Raw genomic sequence first — 14,720 nt, forward strand, 5'->3', positions numbered from 1 at the left:
CTCCTTTGGTGGCCATTCGCCATGGCACTATGTTGACCATGGCGTTATTCATTGATGACGGCAGTATAAATCAGTGTGGGTCGTTGGCGGACAGCAGCGTACAACCTTCCGGCAGCAGTACACTCAGCGCAAGCGGGACGACTTCGGCGGTAAAGCGCTCGTGTCGGCGCGCCTCCCCGTCCAGAGTCAACGGCCAGGGCTCGTCCTCCCCCCGGGTGGTCACCATGAATCGGGTCGCGGTAAAGTAGCGCACGAAACGGCCCTCGGCGGGAAAGTTCTGCAGCTCGCTGATCAAAGTGGGTAGCTCCCACACCGAGGAGAAATCCTTGACCAGCAGTACGTCGAGCCGGCCATCGTCGAGCTTGGCCCGGGGGGCGAGCACCTGGCCGCCGCCGGACTGGCGCCCATTACCCAGCGCCAGCAACAATAGCGCTTCGCTGCGCTCTTGCTCCTGCCAATGCAGCGTTCCTTTGTAGCTTTGATGCCGCCACGCCTTCAAGGCACCCATCAACGAGTATGCGCCGCCCCCCAGCATGCGTTTGAGCATCTTGGGCGTGGTCGAGGTGATCTCGGCACCGAAACCGCCGGTGGTCATGTTGACGTAGTAGCTGATCGACTCCTCGCCTTCGGTGTCGGCACTCATGCGCACCACGTCGATCGGGTAGGCGCTGTAGCCAAGCGCCGCCTCCAGGGCGGGCTGGGGCTCCAGCGGAAGCCCCACGGAGACCGCGAAGTCGTTGGCACTGCCCATGGGCACGATACCCAACGCCGGTCGCTGGTCGTGGGCGGCGCGCATCAGGCCGTTGACCACTTCGTTGACCGTGCCGTCGCCGCCGCAGGCAATCACGTGGGTAATCCCGTTGCCGGCGGCTTCAAAGGCGAACGTGGCGGCATCGCCCCCTTCCCAGGTGGCGCGAACCTCGATCTGCTTCCCTGCTTCACGCGCGGCCATGACCGCCTCGCGCAACACCGGATCTCCAGCAGATTTACCGTTAATAATCAGTAAGTAACGCTTATCCGAATCTGTCACCGGCGTTTTCCTTTCCATGGTTGTTCCGCACCCTCAAGCCAGCGCTTTGTCGACGACCTCGAACACGTTGGAAGAGAGCGGCTCTTTGCTGATTCTTGTTAGCTCGTCACGCATCAGCGCTTGGCGGGTTTCGTCGAAACGCTGCCAGCGCGTTAGCGGCGTGACCAGTCGTGCGGCAATTTCCGGGTTCAAGCGGTTGAGCTCGATCACCGCATCGGCCAGAAGCCTATAGCCCTGGCCATCCAGGCGGTGGAAGTTGACCCGGTTTTGGGTAAACGCGCCGATCAGCGCGCGCACCTTGTTGGGATTTTTCATCGAAAACGCCGGGTGGCCCATCAAATACCGCACCCGCTCGAGCACATCGGGCTGCGGGCGCGTGACCTGCACCGTGAACCACTGATCCATGACCAGCGCGTCATGGGCCCACTTTTCACCAAAGGCCTTGAGCGCCGGCGCCGCCAAATCGTCGCGGTCGCTGTGTACCAGAAGCGTCAGCGCCTGGCGCACGTCGGTCATGTTGAGGTCCGCCTCGAACTGCGCCTGGCAAAGCGCGATGCCCTGCTCGTCTTCGATCGACATCAGATACGCAAGCGCGACGTTTTTGAGGCTGCGCGTGGCGATCTGATCGGGGCTTGGCGCGTAGGGCTCATCGAGCACGTTCGCTTCATAAGTGGCGATGAACTCATCGCGCAGCGCCACCGCCAGCGACTGGCGCATGAACTCGCGGGCCGAATGAATGGCATCGACATCGACGATGCGCTGCTGCTCGGCGATATAGGCCTCGGTCGGCAGCGTCAGCATCTCGGCGAGCACCGCCTTGTCGTCCATTTCACCGGCCACCAGCGCTCTAAAGGCCTCGATGACTCGGCTGTCCATGACCTTTTCGACCCCGTTGCGGTGCGCGGCGATCAAATCGTCCAGCGCCAGCATCGACAGGCGCTGGCCTGCATCCCAGCGGTTGAAGCCATCGCTGTCGTGGGTCAACAAGAAAGCGAGATCCTCGCGGGAGTACGGGTAGTGAAGCGTGACCGGGGCCGAGAAGTTGCGCAAAAGCGACGGCACCGGGGCCTCGGCCACGTTGCTGAAAACAAACGTCTGCTCGTCCTCGGTCAGGTGGACGACCCCTTCCTTGCCGAGCGACTCGCCGTCGAGGGTCAGGGTCAAATCCTGGCCGGATTTGGTGCCCACCAGCCCCATCAACACCGGAATGTGCAGCGGCTGCTTGTCGGTTTGGCCCGGCGTTGCCGGGGTACGTTGGCGAAGGGTCAGACGGTACTCGCCGTGAACGTAGTCGTACTCGCCAAACGCATCGATCTCCGGGGTACCCGCCTGGCCGTACCAGCGCATGAACTGGTCGAGATTCGCCCCGGACACCTCGGCCATGCAGCCAACGAAGTCCTCGATGGTGACCGCCTGGCCGTCGAAGCGCTCGAAGTACAGGTCCGCCCCCTGGCGAAAGGCCTCCTCGCCGATCAGGTTATAAAGCATCCGCACGACTTCCGCGCCCTTCTCGTAAATGGTCAGGGTGTAGAAGTTGGTGATCTCGATGTAATGATCCGGGCGAACCGGGTGCGCGGTGGGTCCGGCGTCCTCGGCAAACTGCGCGGTACGGAAAAACGACACGTCCTGGATACGCTTGACCGGCGCCGAGTTGGTGTCCGCCGAGAAGCACTGGTCGCGAAAGACGGTGAAGCCCTCTTTCAGCGAGAGCTGAAACCAGTCGCGACAAGTGACGCGGTTGCCCGACCAGTTATGGAAGTACTCGTGGGCGACGATACCCTCGACGTTTTGAAAGGTAGCGTCCGTCGCGGTATCCGGGTGGGTCAGCACCGCAGCGGCGTTAAAGATGTTGAGCCCCTTGTTCTCCATGGCGCCCATGTTGAAATCGCTCACCGCCACGATCATGAAAAGATCCAGATCGTACTCGCGCCCGTAGGTGGCTTCGTCCCAGGCCATCGACCGCTTGAGCGAGGCCATGGCGTGGTCGGTCTTGTCCAGATTCGCCTGCTCTACCCAAATTTCGAGCGTTACCTCACGCCCGCTTAGGGTCGTAAAGTGATCCGTCACCTTTTGCAGGTCCCCCGCTACCAGCGCGAACAGGTAGCAGGGTTTGGGGTGCGGGTCTTCCCAGGTAGCGAAGTGGCGCCCGTCGATGTCGCCCTTGTCGACCGGGTTGCCGTTGGCGAGCAGCACCGGCTCGCTGGTTTTATCGCCAATGACGGTGACCTTGAAGGTGGCCATGACGTCCGGGCGGTCCGGGTAGAAGGTAATACGGCGAAAGCCCTCGGCCTCGCACTGGGTGCAGTACATACCGCTGGACTGGTAAAGCCCTTCCAGGGCGGTATTGCTCTGCGGGGCGATTTCGACCTCGCTTTCCAGACAAAAACGCGCCGGCACGTTAGCGATCGAAAGCGTCTTATCAGTCAGCACGTAGTCGCTCTCGGCCAGGGCGTTGGCGTCGATGGAAAGCGCGATGAGCTTTAGCTGTTCGCCGTCGAGCACCAGCGGCGCATCGCTTGAGGCATTTTCGTTGCGCTCGATAAAAAGGCGGGCTTTGACACGGGTGGCAGCGGGGTCAAGATCAAACGTCAGCTCGGTATGGGTAACGTTGTAATCGGGCGGCTGGTAGTCGCTTAAATAAACCGGCTGCGGGTCGGACATTGTGCGGGGCTCCTTTTTATCAAACACTTGCTTATCAAATATCGGGTTTATCGACACTCAGTATAGACGAGGGGCGCTTGTCGGGGCACCGCAAAGCGCCCCCACGAAACGCTATCCATCAGTCGCGAAAGTTATCGAACTGCAGAGGCAGATCCGGCCCCTCTTCGCTTCGCAAAAGCGCCATGACGCCCTGCAAATCGTCGCGTTTTTTACCGGTCACGCGCACTTTTTCCCCCTGGATCTGCGCCTGCACCTTCAGCTTGCTTGCCTTGATGCGCTTGACGATATCCTTGGTTTGGGCCGCGTCGAGGCCCTGCTTCAGCGCGACTTCCTGGCGCGCTTTCACGCCGGAAAGCACCGGGTCCTTGATCTCCATGCAGCGCGCGTCGATGCCACGGGCGATCAAGCGGGCGCGCAGCACGTCGAGCATCTGATTGAGCTGAAAATCCACGTCCGCTTCGAGGGCGACGGCCTCGCCTTCGAGGGTGAAGCTTGCATCGACGCCCTTGAAGTCAAAGCGCGAGATGATTTCCCGATTGGCTTGATCCACCGCGTTGGTCGCTTCGTGGCGGTCGAATTCGGAGACGATATCAAATGAGGGCATGACGCTTTCCTTAACGAGACATAGCCTGCCATTCTAGAGCAGCCAGGCCCGGGTTGCGACATACAACCCCGATACACAACCCCGAGGCAATCCATTACCCTGATGCAGCGCCTCCCCCAACGTAAGGAAAAAGCATGAGCGATCGCGAGACGCGCCACAAGGCGTCGATGGAGAAACTCAAAAGCCGCGTGGATGAGAAAGTAGCCAACGCCGACGAAGAGCGCGGCTTGATTCTAATCAATACCGGCAACGGTAAAGGCAAGACGACCGCGGCCTGGGGCACGGTGACCCGCGCGCTGGGCTACGGCTACAAGGTGGGCGTGGTGCAGTTCATCAAGGGACTTTGGGAGTGCGGCGAGCGCAACCGGCTCGAAGATGACACGAACCTCGAGGTCGCCATCATGGCCACCGGTTTCACTTGGGACACCCAAAACCGCGAAAGCGACACCCAGGCGTGTCTGGCCGTGTGGGAAGACGCCGAGCGCATGCTCGCCGACCCCGAGACGTATCTGGTCGTGCTCGACGAGATCACCTACATGCTGAAATTCGGCTACCTGGAGATCGAGCGGGTAAAAACGGCGCTCGAGAATCGCCCGCAGGAGCAGACGGTAATCATTACCGGGCGCAATGCCCACCGCGAGCTGGTCGAGATGGCCGATACCGTCACTGAAATGCAGGAGACGCGCCACGCCTTCAATAACGGCCTGAAAGCCCGCCGCGGCATCGATTTTTGAACGTAAAACGCCGCCGGTAATCCGGCGGCGTTTTAAGCGCCAGGCGCCTGGTATTGCCCAACGGCTTATTCGTCGAAGGGGTTACGCAGTACGATGGTCTCGTTGCGGTCCGGGCCGGTCGAGATGATATCGATGCTGGTGCCGACCTGCTCTTCCAGATAGCTGATGTAGGCGCGGGCGTTGGTGGGAAGATCCTCGACCCTCTTGGCGCCCAGGGTCGACTCTTTCCAGCCCGGCAGATCGAAGTAGACCGGCTCGACAGCTTCGTAGCCTTCCGAGTCGACCGGGTTATCGAGCATTTCGCCATCCTTGCTACGATAGCCCACGCAGACACGAATGTTCTCGAGCCCATCGAGCACGTCGAGCTTGGTCAGGCAGATGCCGGTCACCGAGTTGATTTGCACCGCGTGACGCAGCGCGACGGCGTCGAACCAACCACAGCGGCGCGCCCGGCCCGTGGTTGCGCCGAACTCGTGACCTTTCTCCGCCAGGTGGCGGCCGTGATCATCGAAAAGCTCGGTGGGAAACGGCCCGGAGCCCACGCGAGTGGTGTAGGCCTTGGTGATACCCAGCACATAGTCCAGGTACAGCGGGCCAACGCCGGAACCGGTGGCCGTGCCGCCGGCGGTGGTGTTGGAGCTGGTCACATAAGGATAGGTGCCGTGGTCGATATCCAGAAGCGAGCCTTGAGCACCTTCGAACAGAATGTTCTCGTTGGCCTTACGCAGATCGTGCACCTGGCTTACGGTGTCGCCGACCATGGGCCGCAGCTCTTCCGCCATCTGCATGGCGCTATCCAGCACTTCCTGGAAATCTACCGCGGGCTCGCCGTGGTAGTTGACCAGCACGAAGTTATGATAGTCGAGCACTTCACCCAGTTTGGAGGCGAAACGCTCGCGATGGAGCATGTCGCCCAGACGCAGGCCCCGACGCGCGACCTTGTCTTCGTAAGCCGGACCGATGCCACGGCCGGTGGTGCCGATCTTGGCGACACCGCGGGCTTTTTCCCGCGCCTGGTCCAGACGCACGTGGTAGGGCAGAATCAGCGGGCAAGCCGGCGACAGGCGCAGACGCTCGCGCACCGGCACGCCCTTGTCTTCGAGCTCGCGGATCTCCTTGATCAGCGCTTCCGGAGAAAGCACCACGCCGTTACCGATAATGCAGGTCTTGCCCGGGCGCAAAACGCCGGAGGGAATCAGGTGGAGAACGGTTTTTTCGCCGTCGATCACCAGGGTGTGGCCCGCGTTATGGCCGCCTTGAAAGCGCACGACCGCCGCCGCCGACTCGGTGAGCAAGTCAACGATCTTACCCTTGCCTTCGTCACCCCATTGGGTACCCAGGACTACGACATTCTTACCCATTATGCACTCGTCTCTTGTGTCAGGGCCGTTGTCTGCCAACGGCCGTCGATAAACTCGAGGCGGCGATCACAATCGTGCTCCGCCGGTTCAGTACGCTGGCCGGGCAGCGCTTGAATCACGCGCTCGCCATTTTGGCGTAGCGCGTCGATGGCCGCATCCAGGGTGGCGCTTTCCTGGGCCGGCGCCCAAATAGCACCCGCGGCGGGGGTCGCCGCAGCAAGCGAGGCCAACTGCTTTAAATCCATGGAGAAGCCGGTGGCCGGGCGCGCCCGGCCAAAAGCGCGGCCGGTATCGTCGTAACGCCCGCCCTTGGCCAGAGCGTGGCCGTAGCCGGGCACGTAGGCGGCAAACATGACACCGGTATGGTACTGATAGCCGCGAAGCTCCGCCAAATCGAAATAGAGCGAGACATCGAACTGCGCCAATACCGTTTTGTTCAGCGCCTCTAATTGGTCGAGCGCGGCGATCACCGAGGCGGGAGCACCGGCAAAGCGCTCGCGGGCCTGGCGCAAAATGTCCGCGCCGCCGTGCAGCTCGCCAAGTGCCAATAGCATATCGCCAAGCACCGGGTCGCTGACGCACTCGCTCACCCGGGCCTGGAGCTCGCCGGGCGATTTGAGCGCAAGCGCGTCGAACACCGCCGCTTCCTGGTCGGCGCTTAGCTCGGCCGCTTCGACCAGGCTACGAAAGATCCCGATATGACCGAGCGCCAGGTGAAGCTCCTGGGCACCAGCGGCGCTGAGACTGGCCAGCGCAAGGCGGATGATTTCGCTGTCGGCCTCGAGGCCGGCGTGTCCGAAGAGCTCGACGCCGACCTGAACCGGGCTTCGCCCGCCCTGGTGCTGGTCGGCCTTGGCGCGCAAAACGTTGGTGCAGTAACAAAGGCGAACCGGCCCCTGGCGTTTGAGCGAGTGGGCGTCCATGCGCGCCACCTGAGGGGTAACGTCGGCGGAGGCTCCCATCATGCGGCCCGTTAGCTGATCGGTCAGCTTGAAGGTCTGCAGATCGAGCTCGGTACCGGTACCGGTTAAAAGCGAGTCCAGAAACTCGACGGGGGGCGGCATGACTTGGTCGTAGCCCCAGACGTAATAGAGATCCAGCAGCGCACGGCGCAGCTCTTCCATACGGCTTGCCTGAGGCGGGAGCACCTCATCCATGCCGTCGGGCAGCAGCCAGCGGTCAGCGATGGTCATGTGAACAATCCTGCAAGACGATGAAGGCCCAGGCCGCGATGACGCCGTTGTTGACAACCTTCGCCCACAACGCACCCGGGCCAAATGAGGGCCACAAAAAAACCGGGCGAACGCCCGGTTCAATTAAGTCTACCACGTTTAACCGCCGGCGAAACCCCGCCGCTTTAGCAAACGGCGAAGCTCGAAATCCGGCGCTTATTCGCCGTCGTCTTCCTCGCCGCCGCTGCCGGAGTCCGGGTTGGGGCTGCGCATATAGCGGAAGAAATCGCTGTCCGGCTCCAGCACCAGCATGTTGCCGTCATCGGCAAAGCTTGTGCGGTAGGCGTTCAGGCTGCGCCAGAAGGAGAAGAACTCCTGGTCCTGGCCGTAGGCGTTAGAGAAGATCGCTGCGGCTTCCGCATCGCCTTCACCGCGCAGCGTTTCCGAGCGCTCGTTGGCCTGGGCCAGCAGTACCTGACGGCGGCGGTCGGCGTTGGCGCGAATCCGCTCGGCCTCTTCCTGCCCCTGGGCGCGCCACTCGCGGGCTTCGCGTTCACGCTCGGAGCGCATCCGCTGGAAGACCGCTGCCGAGACGTCCTCGGGCAGGTCGATACGCTTGATACGAATATCGCGCACCGCCACTCCGAGTTCGTCGCGCATGAGGCTATCGAGCTCTTCGGTCGGGCCGATCATCAGGTCGTCACGCCGCTCGGCGATGATTTCCTGCAGGTTCAAGCGACCGAACTCGTTACGCAGGCTTTCGTCTACCCGCGGCTGGATCAGGCGAATCGCCATCATCTCGTCGCCAGCGGTCGCCTCGTAGTAGCGCGTCGGGTTGACCACCTGCCACTTGACGTAGGAGTCGACGATCACCGCTTTCTGCTCGAGGGTCAGGTAGCGGCTGGTATCGGTATCCAGCGTCAAAAGGCGGGTATCGAACTTGCGAATCGTCTGGGCGATCGGCATTTTCGCGTGCAGGCCTGGCTGGATGTTTTCCTCGACCACTTCACCAAAGCGCAGCTTGACCGCGCGCTCGGTTTCGTCCACCACGTAAAGGGTGTTGCTGGCAAGCCAGGCGATGGCGGCCAGGCCGCCAACGATCAGCAGGGATCGGTTGTTAATCATTTAGCGGCCCTCCCTGCGAATAGCGCCATTGTTCGACGACGATGACGTGTTGTCACCTTGCGTATTGCGCAGCGTTTCAACCACGGAGGGGTCGAGCTGCTCGTCGTTACTGCTCGAGCGACCGGCGGAGCGATTGGTACCGCTTCCACCACGCAGCTGATCCAGCGGCAGATACATCAAAGGTGCGTTTTCGCTAACATCCAACAAGACCTTGGGCGTATTGCCGAAGACCTCTTCGATTGCATCCAGATACATACGCTCACGCATAATCTCGGGAGAGTTTTGGTACTCGCCGACCAGCGCACTGAAGCGGTTGGCCTGACCCTGGGCTTCGGCCACGACGGACTCGCGATACCCTTGGCCCTGTTCGACGATACGTTGAGCCTGACCTTGGGCTGCCGGAATGATCGCGTTGGCGTAGGCCATACCTTCGTTGATCGTACGCTGACGATCCTCGCGGGCACGAATCACGTCGTCAAACGCGTCGATGACGGGCGCCGGCGCAGTGGTGGATTCGATGTTGATGGTCTGCAGGCGAATACCGGCGCCGTAGGCGTCGAGGTAGCTCTGCAAACGGCTGGCCACGGAGCTGCCGAGAATCTCACGACCCGAGGTCAGAATATCGATCATGTCGGTACCGCCGACTACGTGACGCAGCGACGAATCCAACGCGTTTTCGATCGAAAGTGACGGGTTACGCACGTTGAGCACGAAATCCCGCGGGTTGGAGACCTGGTACTGTGCGGAAATTTCGACCTCGACGATGTTTTCATCCCGGGTCAGCATCGACTGGGTCTGCGAGACCGAACGAACGCGGGTTACGTTGACCATGCGCACGTCGTCGATCAGCGGCGGATTCCATTGAAGGCCCGGGTCGACGATGCCCTGGTACTCGCCAAAGCGCAGTACGACGCCGCGTTCGGACTGATCCACCAGGTAAAACCCCATGGCCGCCCAAATCGCCAGCGCCAAAACGATCAGCAAGCCGGGCAGCGCAAAGGAGTTACGCGGCTTACCGCTGCCGCTTCCACCGCCGTTGCCGCCGCTCTTTTTGCCGCTTCCGCCCAACATGTTGTTAAGCTTGTTTTGAAACTTCTTGAGTGCTTCGTCGAGATCCGGTGGGCCCTGATTGTTGCCACCGTTATTGCCCCCGTTGTTTCCCCCGCCCCCGTTATTACCACGATCACCGTTGCCGCGATCGCCGCCGCTATTGTTGCCGCGCCGGCCACCACTGCTCCAGGGGTCATGCTGGTTGCCACCACCAGGCTCATTCCAGGCCATACTTCGTCTCCACTAAGGGGTTAACCTGCACGCGGCCCCGCGTAAGAGCGAGGCCGCCGTGCTTATAATATTATTGCTGTGTAGTCCTTGTGCCGTTTGCGTGGCGTTGGTTTCAATACACTACCACTCGTCGCCCTCTTGTAGCGACTCCGGTAAATAGGTGTTGGCGCGCTCACCAAGCTGCGCCATCAACTGATTGAAATCCCGCCGGGGCAAACGAACATCTAACACCGAGTGGCCGTTTTCATCAAACGCTTCTTCTTGCACGGCATTCAACTCGTGAAGCCCGGCTCTCAACTTGCCCTGCTCTGGCGCAAGGGTCAGCGAAAAGCCGATGACGTCTTTGGCAAGACGCTCGGAGAGTGCTTCGTGCAGCAAATCAAGCCCTTGGCCCTGCTGAGCGGAGAGCCAGACCACCTCTGGGCGGCCCTGGCCGTCACGCTCGATGCGCGGGGCGCTGTCGAGCCGGTCGATTTTATTCATCACCTTGAGCACCGGGACATCGTCGGCGCCGATTTCCTTGAGCACCCGGTCCACCTGCTCGACATTGAGCTCGCGGTCCGGGTCGGCGGCATCGATTACGTGGATCAGAAGCGATGCCTCGGCGGCTTCCTGAAGCGTTGCCCTAAAAGCCTCGACGAGTTTGTGCGGCAGGTGACGAATGAAGCCCACGGTATCGGCCATCACGATCGGCCCGACATCGTTTACCTCGACGCGGCGAAGCGTGGGGTCGAGCGTTGCGAAAAGCTGATCTGCGGCGTACACCTTAGCATCGGTCAACACGTTGAAGAGCGTTGACTTACCGGCGTTGGTGTAGCCGACCAGCGAGACACTGTGGATCTCGGCGCGGGAGCGGGCCCGGCGATTCTGGTCCCGCTGGCTACGCACTTTATCCAGGCGTTTATGAATCGACTTGATGCGCCCGCGCAGCAAGCGGCGGTCGGTTTCCAGCTGGGTTTCACCCGGGCCGCGAAGACCGATACCGCCTTTTTGACGTTCGAGGTGGGTCCACCCGCGTACAAGGCGCGTGGACATGTATTCGAGCTGGGCAAGCTCTACCTGCAGCTTACCCTCATGGGTTCTGGCCCGCTGAGCGAAAATATCGAGAATCAGACCGGTACGGTCGAGTACGCGGCACTTGAGTTCTTTCTCGAGATTACGCTCCTGGGAAGGGCCAAGACCATGGTTGAAGATCACGAGTTCGGCCTGGTGCGCGGCGAGCATTGCTCTTAGCTCTTCCAACTTGCCTGAACCGATAAAGGTGCGCGGGTCAGGGCGTTGTCGGCTGGCCGTGAGCAATGTCGCAGGCTCTGCACCTGCAGAGCGCACGAGCTCCAGGAACTCACCCGGGTCTTCACGTGCCTGCTCATCGAAGAAATCTACGTGAACAAGGACGGCCGTTTCACCGGCATCTGGGCGTTCAAAAAACAATCAATACCTCTTGCTTTCCAGGCTAACCACCGATGTTAGAGGTCCGCTTCGGGGGCGGCCGGGTCTTGGGCCGGCAGGCGCACGTTGCGCGAGGGCACCACGGTGGAGATAGCGTGTTTATAGACCATTTGGCTTACGGTATTGCGCAGCAGGATGACAAACTGGTCGAAAGACTCGATTTGTCCCTGGAGCTTGATGCCGTTGACCAGGAAAATAGAAACCGGAATGCGCTCCTTGCGCAAAATGTTCAAGTACGGATCTTGAAGGGACTGCCCTTTGGACATGCTGCTTCTCCCTAAACTGTCTGAGGGGTGGTTTTTTAATGGTGCGCGCTTGGCGCTACCGCAATCTTATTGCCCGAAAGGCCTGGTGTTATAAAACGTCTGGGCCACTCGAAAAACATGCTTACTAAAACACTATCTTACGCTAAGCCCCGCTTTCGCGCACGAATTTCAGCACCTTATCGTCGAGGGCTGGCGTGGTCGAATCGATCCAGTTCAGCGACGGCCAACTACGTAACCACGTTAGCTGGCGTTTGGCGAGCTGGCGAGTCGCAATGATACCGCGCTCGCAAAGTGCTGCTTCATCCAGCTCGCCGTCCAGATACTCCCACACTTGCCGATAGCCAACGCTCTTCATTGACGGGAGATCCTTGTGCAAGTCACCCCGCTTTCTGAGGGCGGCGACCTCATCTATCAAGCCCTCGGCCAACATTGTTTTGAAACGCTGGGCGATTCGCTCGTGCAATACGTGCCGCTCGGCAGGGGCAAGTCCTATCGACAACGTGCGGTAAGGAAAGTTTTCCGGGCGCTGCTCTGCCCAAAGCTCGCTCATCGGCCGCCCGCTGACCCGGTACACCTCCAGGGCGCGTAAAAGCCTTTGTGGGTCGTTGGGATGAATACGCGCCGCGGACACCGGGTCGACTTCGCCAAGCATGGCGTGCAACCCGGCAAGGCCTACCTGCTCGCGCTTTTCGGCAAGCTCCTGGCGCACCGTTTCATCCGCGGCGGGTAGATCCGCCACGCCTTCGAGCAGGCGCTTGTAATAGAGCATGGTGCCGCCGACCAGCAGCGGCACCTTGCCCGCCGCGCTGATTTGCCGCATCTGTAGGAGCGCGTCTTCGCGGAAATCGCCCGCCGAATAAGGGTCCGCCGGATCCCGGATATCGATCAAGCGGTGTGGCGCTCGGGCGAGTTCCTGCGGGGAAGGCTTGGCGCTGCCGATATCCATGCCGCGGTACACCATGGCGGAGTCGACGCTGATCAGCTCGCAGCCCAGGCGCTCGTGCAGCGCGATCGCCGTATCGGTTTTGCCGGCCGCCGTCGGGCCCATCAAAAAAATCGCCAAAGGGCGTGTGTCGGCCATGGCCGCAAAGCTCCGTCGTGAGGGGCGGCTATTGACCGCGCAGGAAAAGCTTATCGAGGGCCTTCATGCTCATCTGTGTCCAGGTGGGCCGGCCGTGATTGCACTGATCGCTTCGCTCGGTACGCTCCATGTCGCGCAAGAGCGCGTTCATTTCGTCCAGGGTCAGCTTACGGTTGGCGCGCACGCTGCCATGGCAGGCCATGGTCGATAAAAGCGCGTGAAGCCGCGCCTCGACCTGGTAGCTCTGGCCAAAATTGGCAAGCTCTTCGAGCACTTCGCGAATCAGGCCTTCCGGGTCGGCGCCGGCTAAAAGCGCCGGCAGCCGGCGCACCAAAAGCGTCTCCGGGCCTGCCACGTCGAGCTCCAGGCCCAGCGCGGCAATCGCCTCCTGCTCGCTTTCCGCGGTGGCGACCTCCTGGCGGCTGGCCGCCAGCGACACCGGCACCAAAAGCGGCTGGGTATCCACGCCCTGCACGGCCAGCTGATTTTTCATTCGCTCGTAGACGATACGCTCGTGGGCGGCGTGCATATCGACCAGCACCAGCCCCTGGGCGTTTTGCGCCAGAATATAGATACCGTGCAGCTGGCCCAGCGCAAAACCGAGCGGCGGCGCGCTGGTCGGGTCCGCTTCGGGCATGGCCACCGGCGCTTCGCGCACTTCTCGGCTCGGCCCGGCCCGGCCGGAGGCGGTTTGCGGGGTCAAAAGGCTCTCTTCATGGTCCGGGTGAAGCGCCTGGTAGCCCTGCATGAAGCGGCGCACCCGCTCGGCGCCCGGATGACGCGCCGGCCCTTCCCCCAGCGCCATGCCCTGCTGCTGCCAGCGCGGTGCCGACGATGGGTCGTCTGTCTCAGCCGCGTGCTGGCGCTCGGCGTTGGCGGCCGGCGCCTCGGAAGGCGCCGCTTCGTCACCCGCCGGCGCTTCGGCTTCTTCGGTAGGCCTGGAGGTCGCCAGGCAGTGGTGCAGGCTCGAGTAGAGAAAGTCGTGGACCATGCGCCCGTCGCGAAAGCGCACTTCGTACTTGGTCGGGTGAACGTTGACGTCGACCACGTCCGGGTCGAGCTCGAGATAGAGCACGAACACCGGATGGCGGCCGTTGTAGAGCACATCGCGGTAGGCCTGGCGCACCGCGTGGGCGACCAGCCGGTCGCGCACCACGCGCCCGTTGACGAAAAAGTACTGCTGGTCCGCCTGGGAGCGCGAGTGGGTCGGCAAGCCTACCCAGCCGCTGAGCCGCAAACCGCCGGCTTCGCGTTCAATATAGCGGGCGTGCTCGATGAAATTCTTGCCTAGAAGCGAGGCGATACGCCGCTCCCGGGCCGCGGCGGCGTCCCCGGCGGGCAATTGGTGAACGGTCTTTTGATTGTGGCGCAGCACCCAGGTCACGTCGTAGCGCGACAGCGCCTGGCGGCGAAACGCCTCTTCGATATGGGCGAACTCGGTCTTCTCGGTGCGCAGAAACTTGCGCCGGGCTGGGGTATTGAAGAACAGATCGCGCACCGCCACGCTGGTGCCCCTGGGGTGCGGCGCGGGTGCAACGCGGGCCTCCATGCCGCGGCCTTCGGCGACCACGCGAAACCCATGGGTCGGGTCTTCGCTTGCGTTGGAAACGAGCTCCAGCCGCGACACCGAGCTGATCGAGGCGAGCGCCTCGCCGCGAAAACCCAGCGAGCTGACGCCTTCCAGGTCCTCGAGACTTCCGATCTTGCTGGTGGCGTGGCGGGCCAGCGCCAGGGGTAAATCCGCTTCGCTGATTCCCACGCCGTCGTCGCGCACCCGCACTAGCCGGGTGCCGCCCTGCTCGACCTCTACCTCGATACGTCGGCTGCCCGCATCGATGGCGTTCTCCATTAGCTCCTTGGTGACCGACGAAGGCCGCTCGACCACCTCGCCGGCGGCAATCTGGTTGGCTAGGCGGGGGTCGAGCACATGGATACGTGTCGTTTCGCTCACATCAG

Annotated in this window: 12 protein-coding genes; 1 reads left to right on the plus strand and 11 read right to left on the minus strand. The window is 61.8% G+C overall.

Annotated features, from left to right (window positions below):
• Window positions 1–70 precede the first annotated feature (70 nt).
• The 3 genes from yegS to ACWHVV_RS10790 form a co-directional block, all read right to left on the minus strand.
• Window positions 71–1,030, minus strand: a complete 960-nt coding sequence (gene yegS / locus ACWHVV_RS10780; protein WP_447926242.1) for a lipid kinase YegS — start codon at window positions 1,028–1,030, stop codon at window positions 71–73.
• A 33-nt stretch (window positions 1,031–1,063) separates the two neighbouring features.
• A complete protein-coding gene (pepN, locus tag ACWHVV_RS10785; protein ID WP_447926243.1) occupies window positions 1,064–3,691 on the minus strand; it encodes an aminopeptidase N in 2,628 nt (875 codons plus the stop codon).
• A gap of 118 nt (window positions 3,692–3,809) precedes the next feature.
• Complete coding sequence (locus ACWHVV_RS10790; RefSeq protein WP_447926244.1) at window positions 3,810–4,295, minus strand: YajQ family cyclic di-GMP-binding protein; 486 nt, start codon at window positions 4,293–4,295, stop codon at window positions 3,810–3,812.
• Window positions 4,296–4,429: 134 nt separating this feature from the next.
• Here ACWHVV_RS10790 and cobO point away from each other — a divergent pair, with 134 nt between their 5' ends.
• Window positions 4,430–5,029, plus strand: coding sequence for a cob(I)yrinic acid a,c-diamide adenosyltransferase (gene cobO / locus ACWHVV_RS10795; RefSeq protein WP_447926245.1), 600 nt, complete (start codon window positions 4,430–4,432; stop codon window positions 5,027–5,029).
• A gap of 65 nt (window positions 5,030–5,094) precedes the next feature.
• Here cobO and ACWHVV_RS10800 read toward each other — a convergent pair whose 3' ends face one another.
• The 8 genes from ACWHVV_RS10800 to mutL all read right to left on the minus strand — a co-directional run bounded on the left by ACWHVV_RS10800 (window position 5,095) and on the right by mutL (window position 14,715).
• Window positions 5,095–6,390 (minus strand): adenylosuccinate synthase, encoded by a 1,296-nt coding sequence (locus ACWHVV_RS10800; protein WP_447529079.1) that lies wholly within the window; start codon window positions 6,388–6,390, stop codon window positions 5,095–5,097.
• A complete protein-coding gene (locus ACWHVV_RS10805; RefSeq protein WP_447926246.1) occupies window positions 6,390–7,583 on the minus strand; it encodes an ATP phosphoribosyltransferase regulatory subunit in 1,194 nt (397 codons plus the stop codon). The genes ACWHVV_RS10800 and ACWHVV_RS10805 overlap by 1 nt, the downstream gene beginning before the upstream one ends.
• 195 nt (window positions 7,584–7,778) lie before the next feature.
• Complete coding sequence (hflC, locus tag ACWHVV_RS10810) at window positions 7,779–8,687, minus strand: protease modulator HflC (protein WP_447926247.1); 909 nt, start codon at window positions 8,685–8,687, stop codon at window positions 7,779–7,781.
• Window positions 8,688–9,968, minus strand: a complete 1,281-nt coding sequence (hflK, locus tag ACWHVV_RS10815) for an FtsH protease activity modulator HflK (protein WP_447926248.1) — start codon at window positions 9,966–9,968, stop codon at window positions 8,688–8,690.
• A gap of 120 nt (window positions 9,969–10,088) precedes the next feature.
• Window positions 10,089–11,399: a ribosome rescue GTPase HflX gene (hflX, locus tag ACWHVV_RS10820; protein ID WP_447926249.1), complete on the minus strand. Its 1,311-nt coding sequence runs from the start codon at window positions 11,397–11,399 to the stop codon at window positions 10,089–10,091.
• A gap of 35 nt (window positions 11,400–11,434) precedes the next feature.
• On the minus strand, window positions 11,435–11,683 hold the full coding sequence (hfq, locus tag ACWHVV_RS10825) for an RNA chaperone Hfq (protein WP_263584347.1): 249 nt from the start codon (window positions 11,681–11,683) through the stop codon (window positions 11,435–11,437).
• A gap of 142 nt (window positions 11,684–11,825) precedes the next feature.
• The gene (miaA, locus tag ACWHVV_RS10830; protein WP_447926250.1) at window positions 11,826–12,764 is read right to left on the minus strand and encodes a tRNA (adenosine(37)-N6)-dimethylallyltransferase MiaA; all 939 of its coding nucleotides are present in this window, start codon (window positions 12,762–12,764) and stop codon (window positions 11,826–11,828) included.
• Between the two features lie 28 nt (window positions 12,765–12,792).
• Window positions 12,793–14,715: a DNA mismatch repair endonuclease MutL gene (gene mutL / locus ACWHVV_RS10835; protein ID WP_447926251.1), complete on the minus strand. Its 1,923-nt coding sequence runs from the start codon at window positions 14,713–14,715 to the stop codon at window positions 12,793–12,795.
• Window positions 14,716–14,720: the final 5 nt, after the last annotated feature.

The organism is Vreelandella sp. EE27, assembly GCF_968206495.1.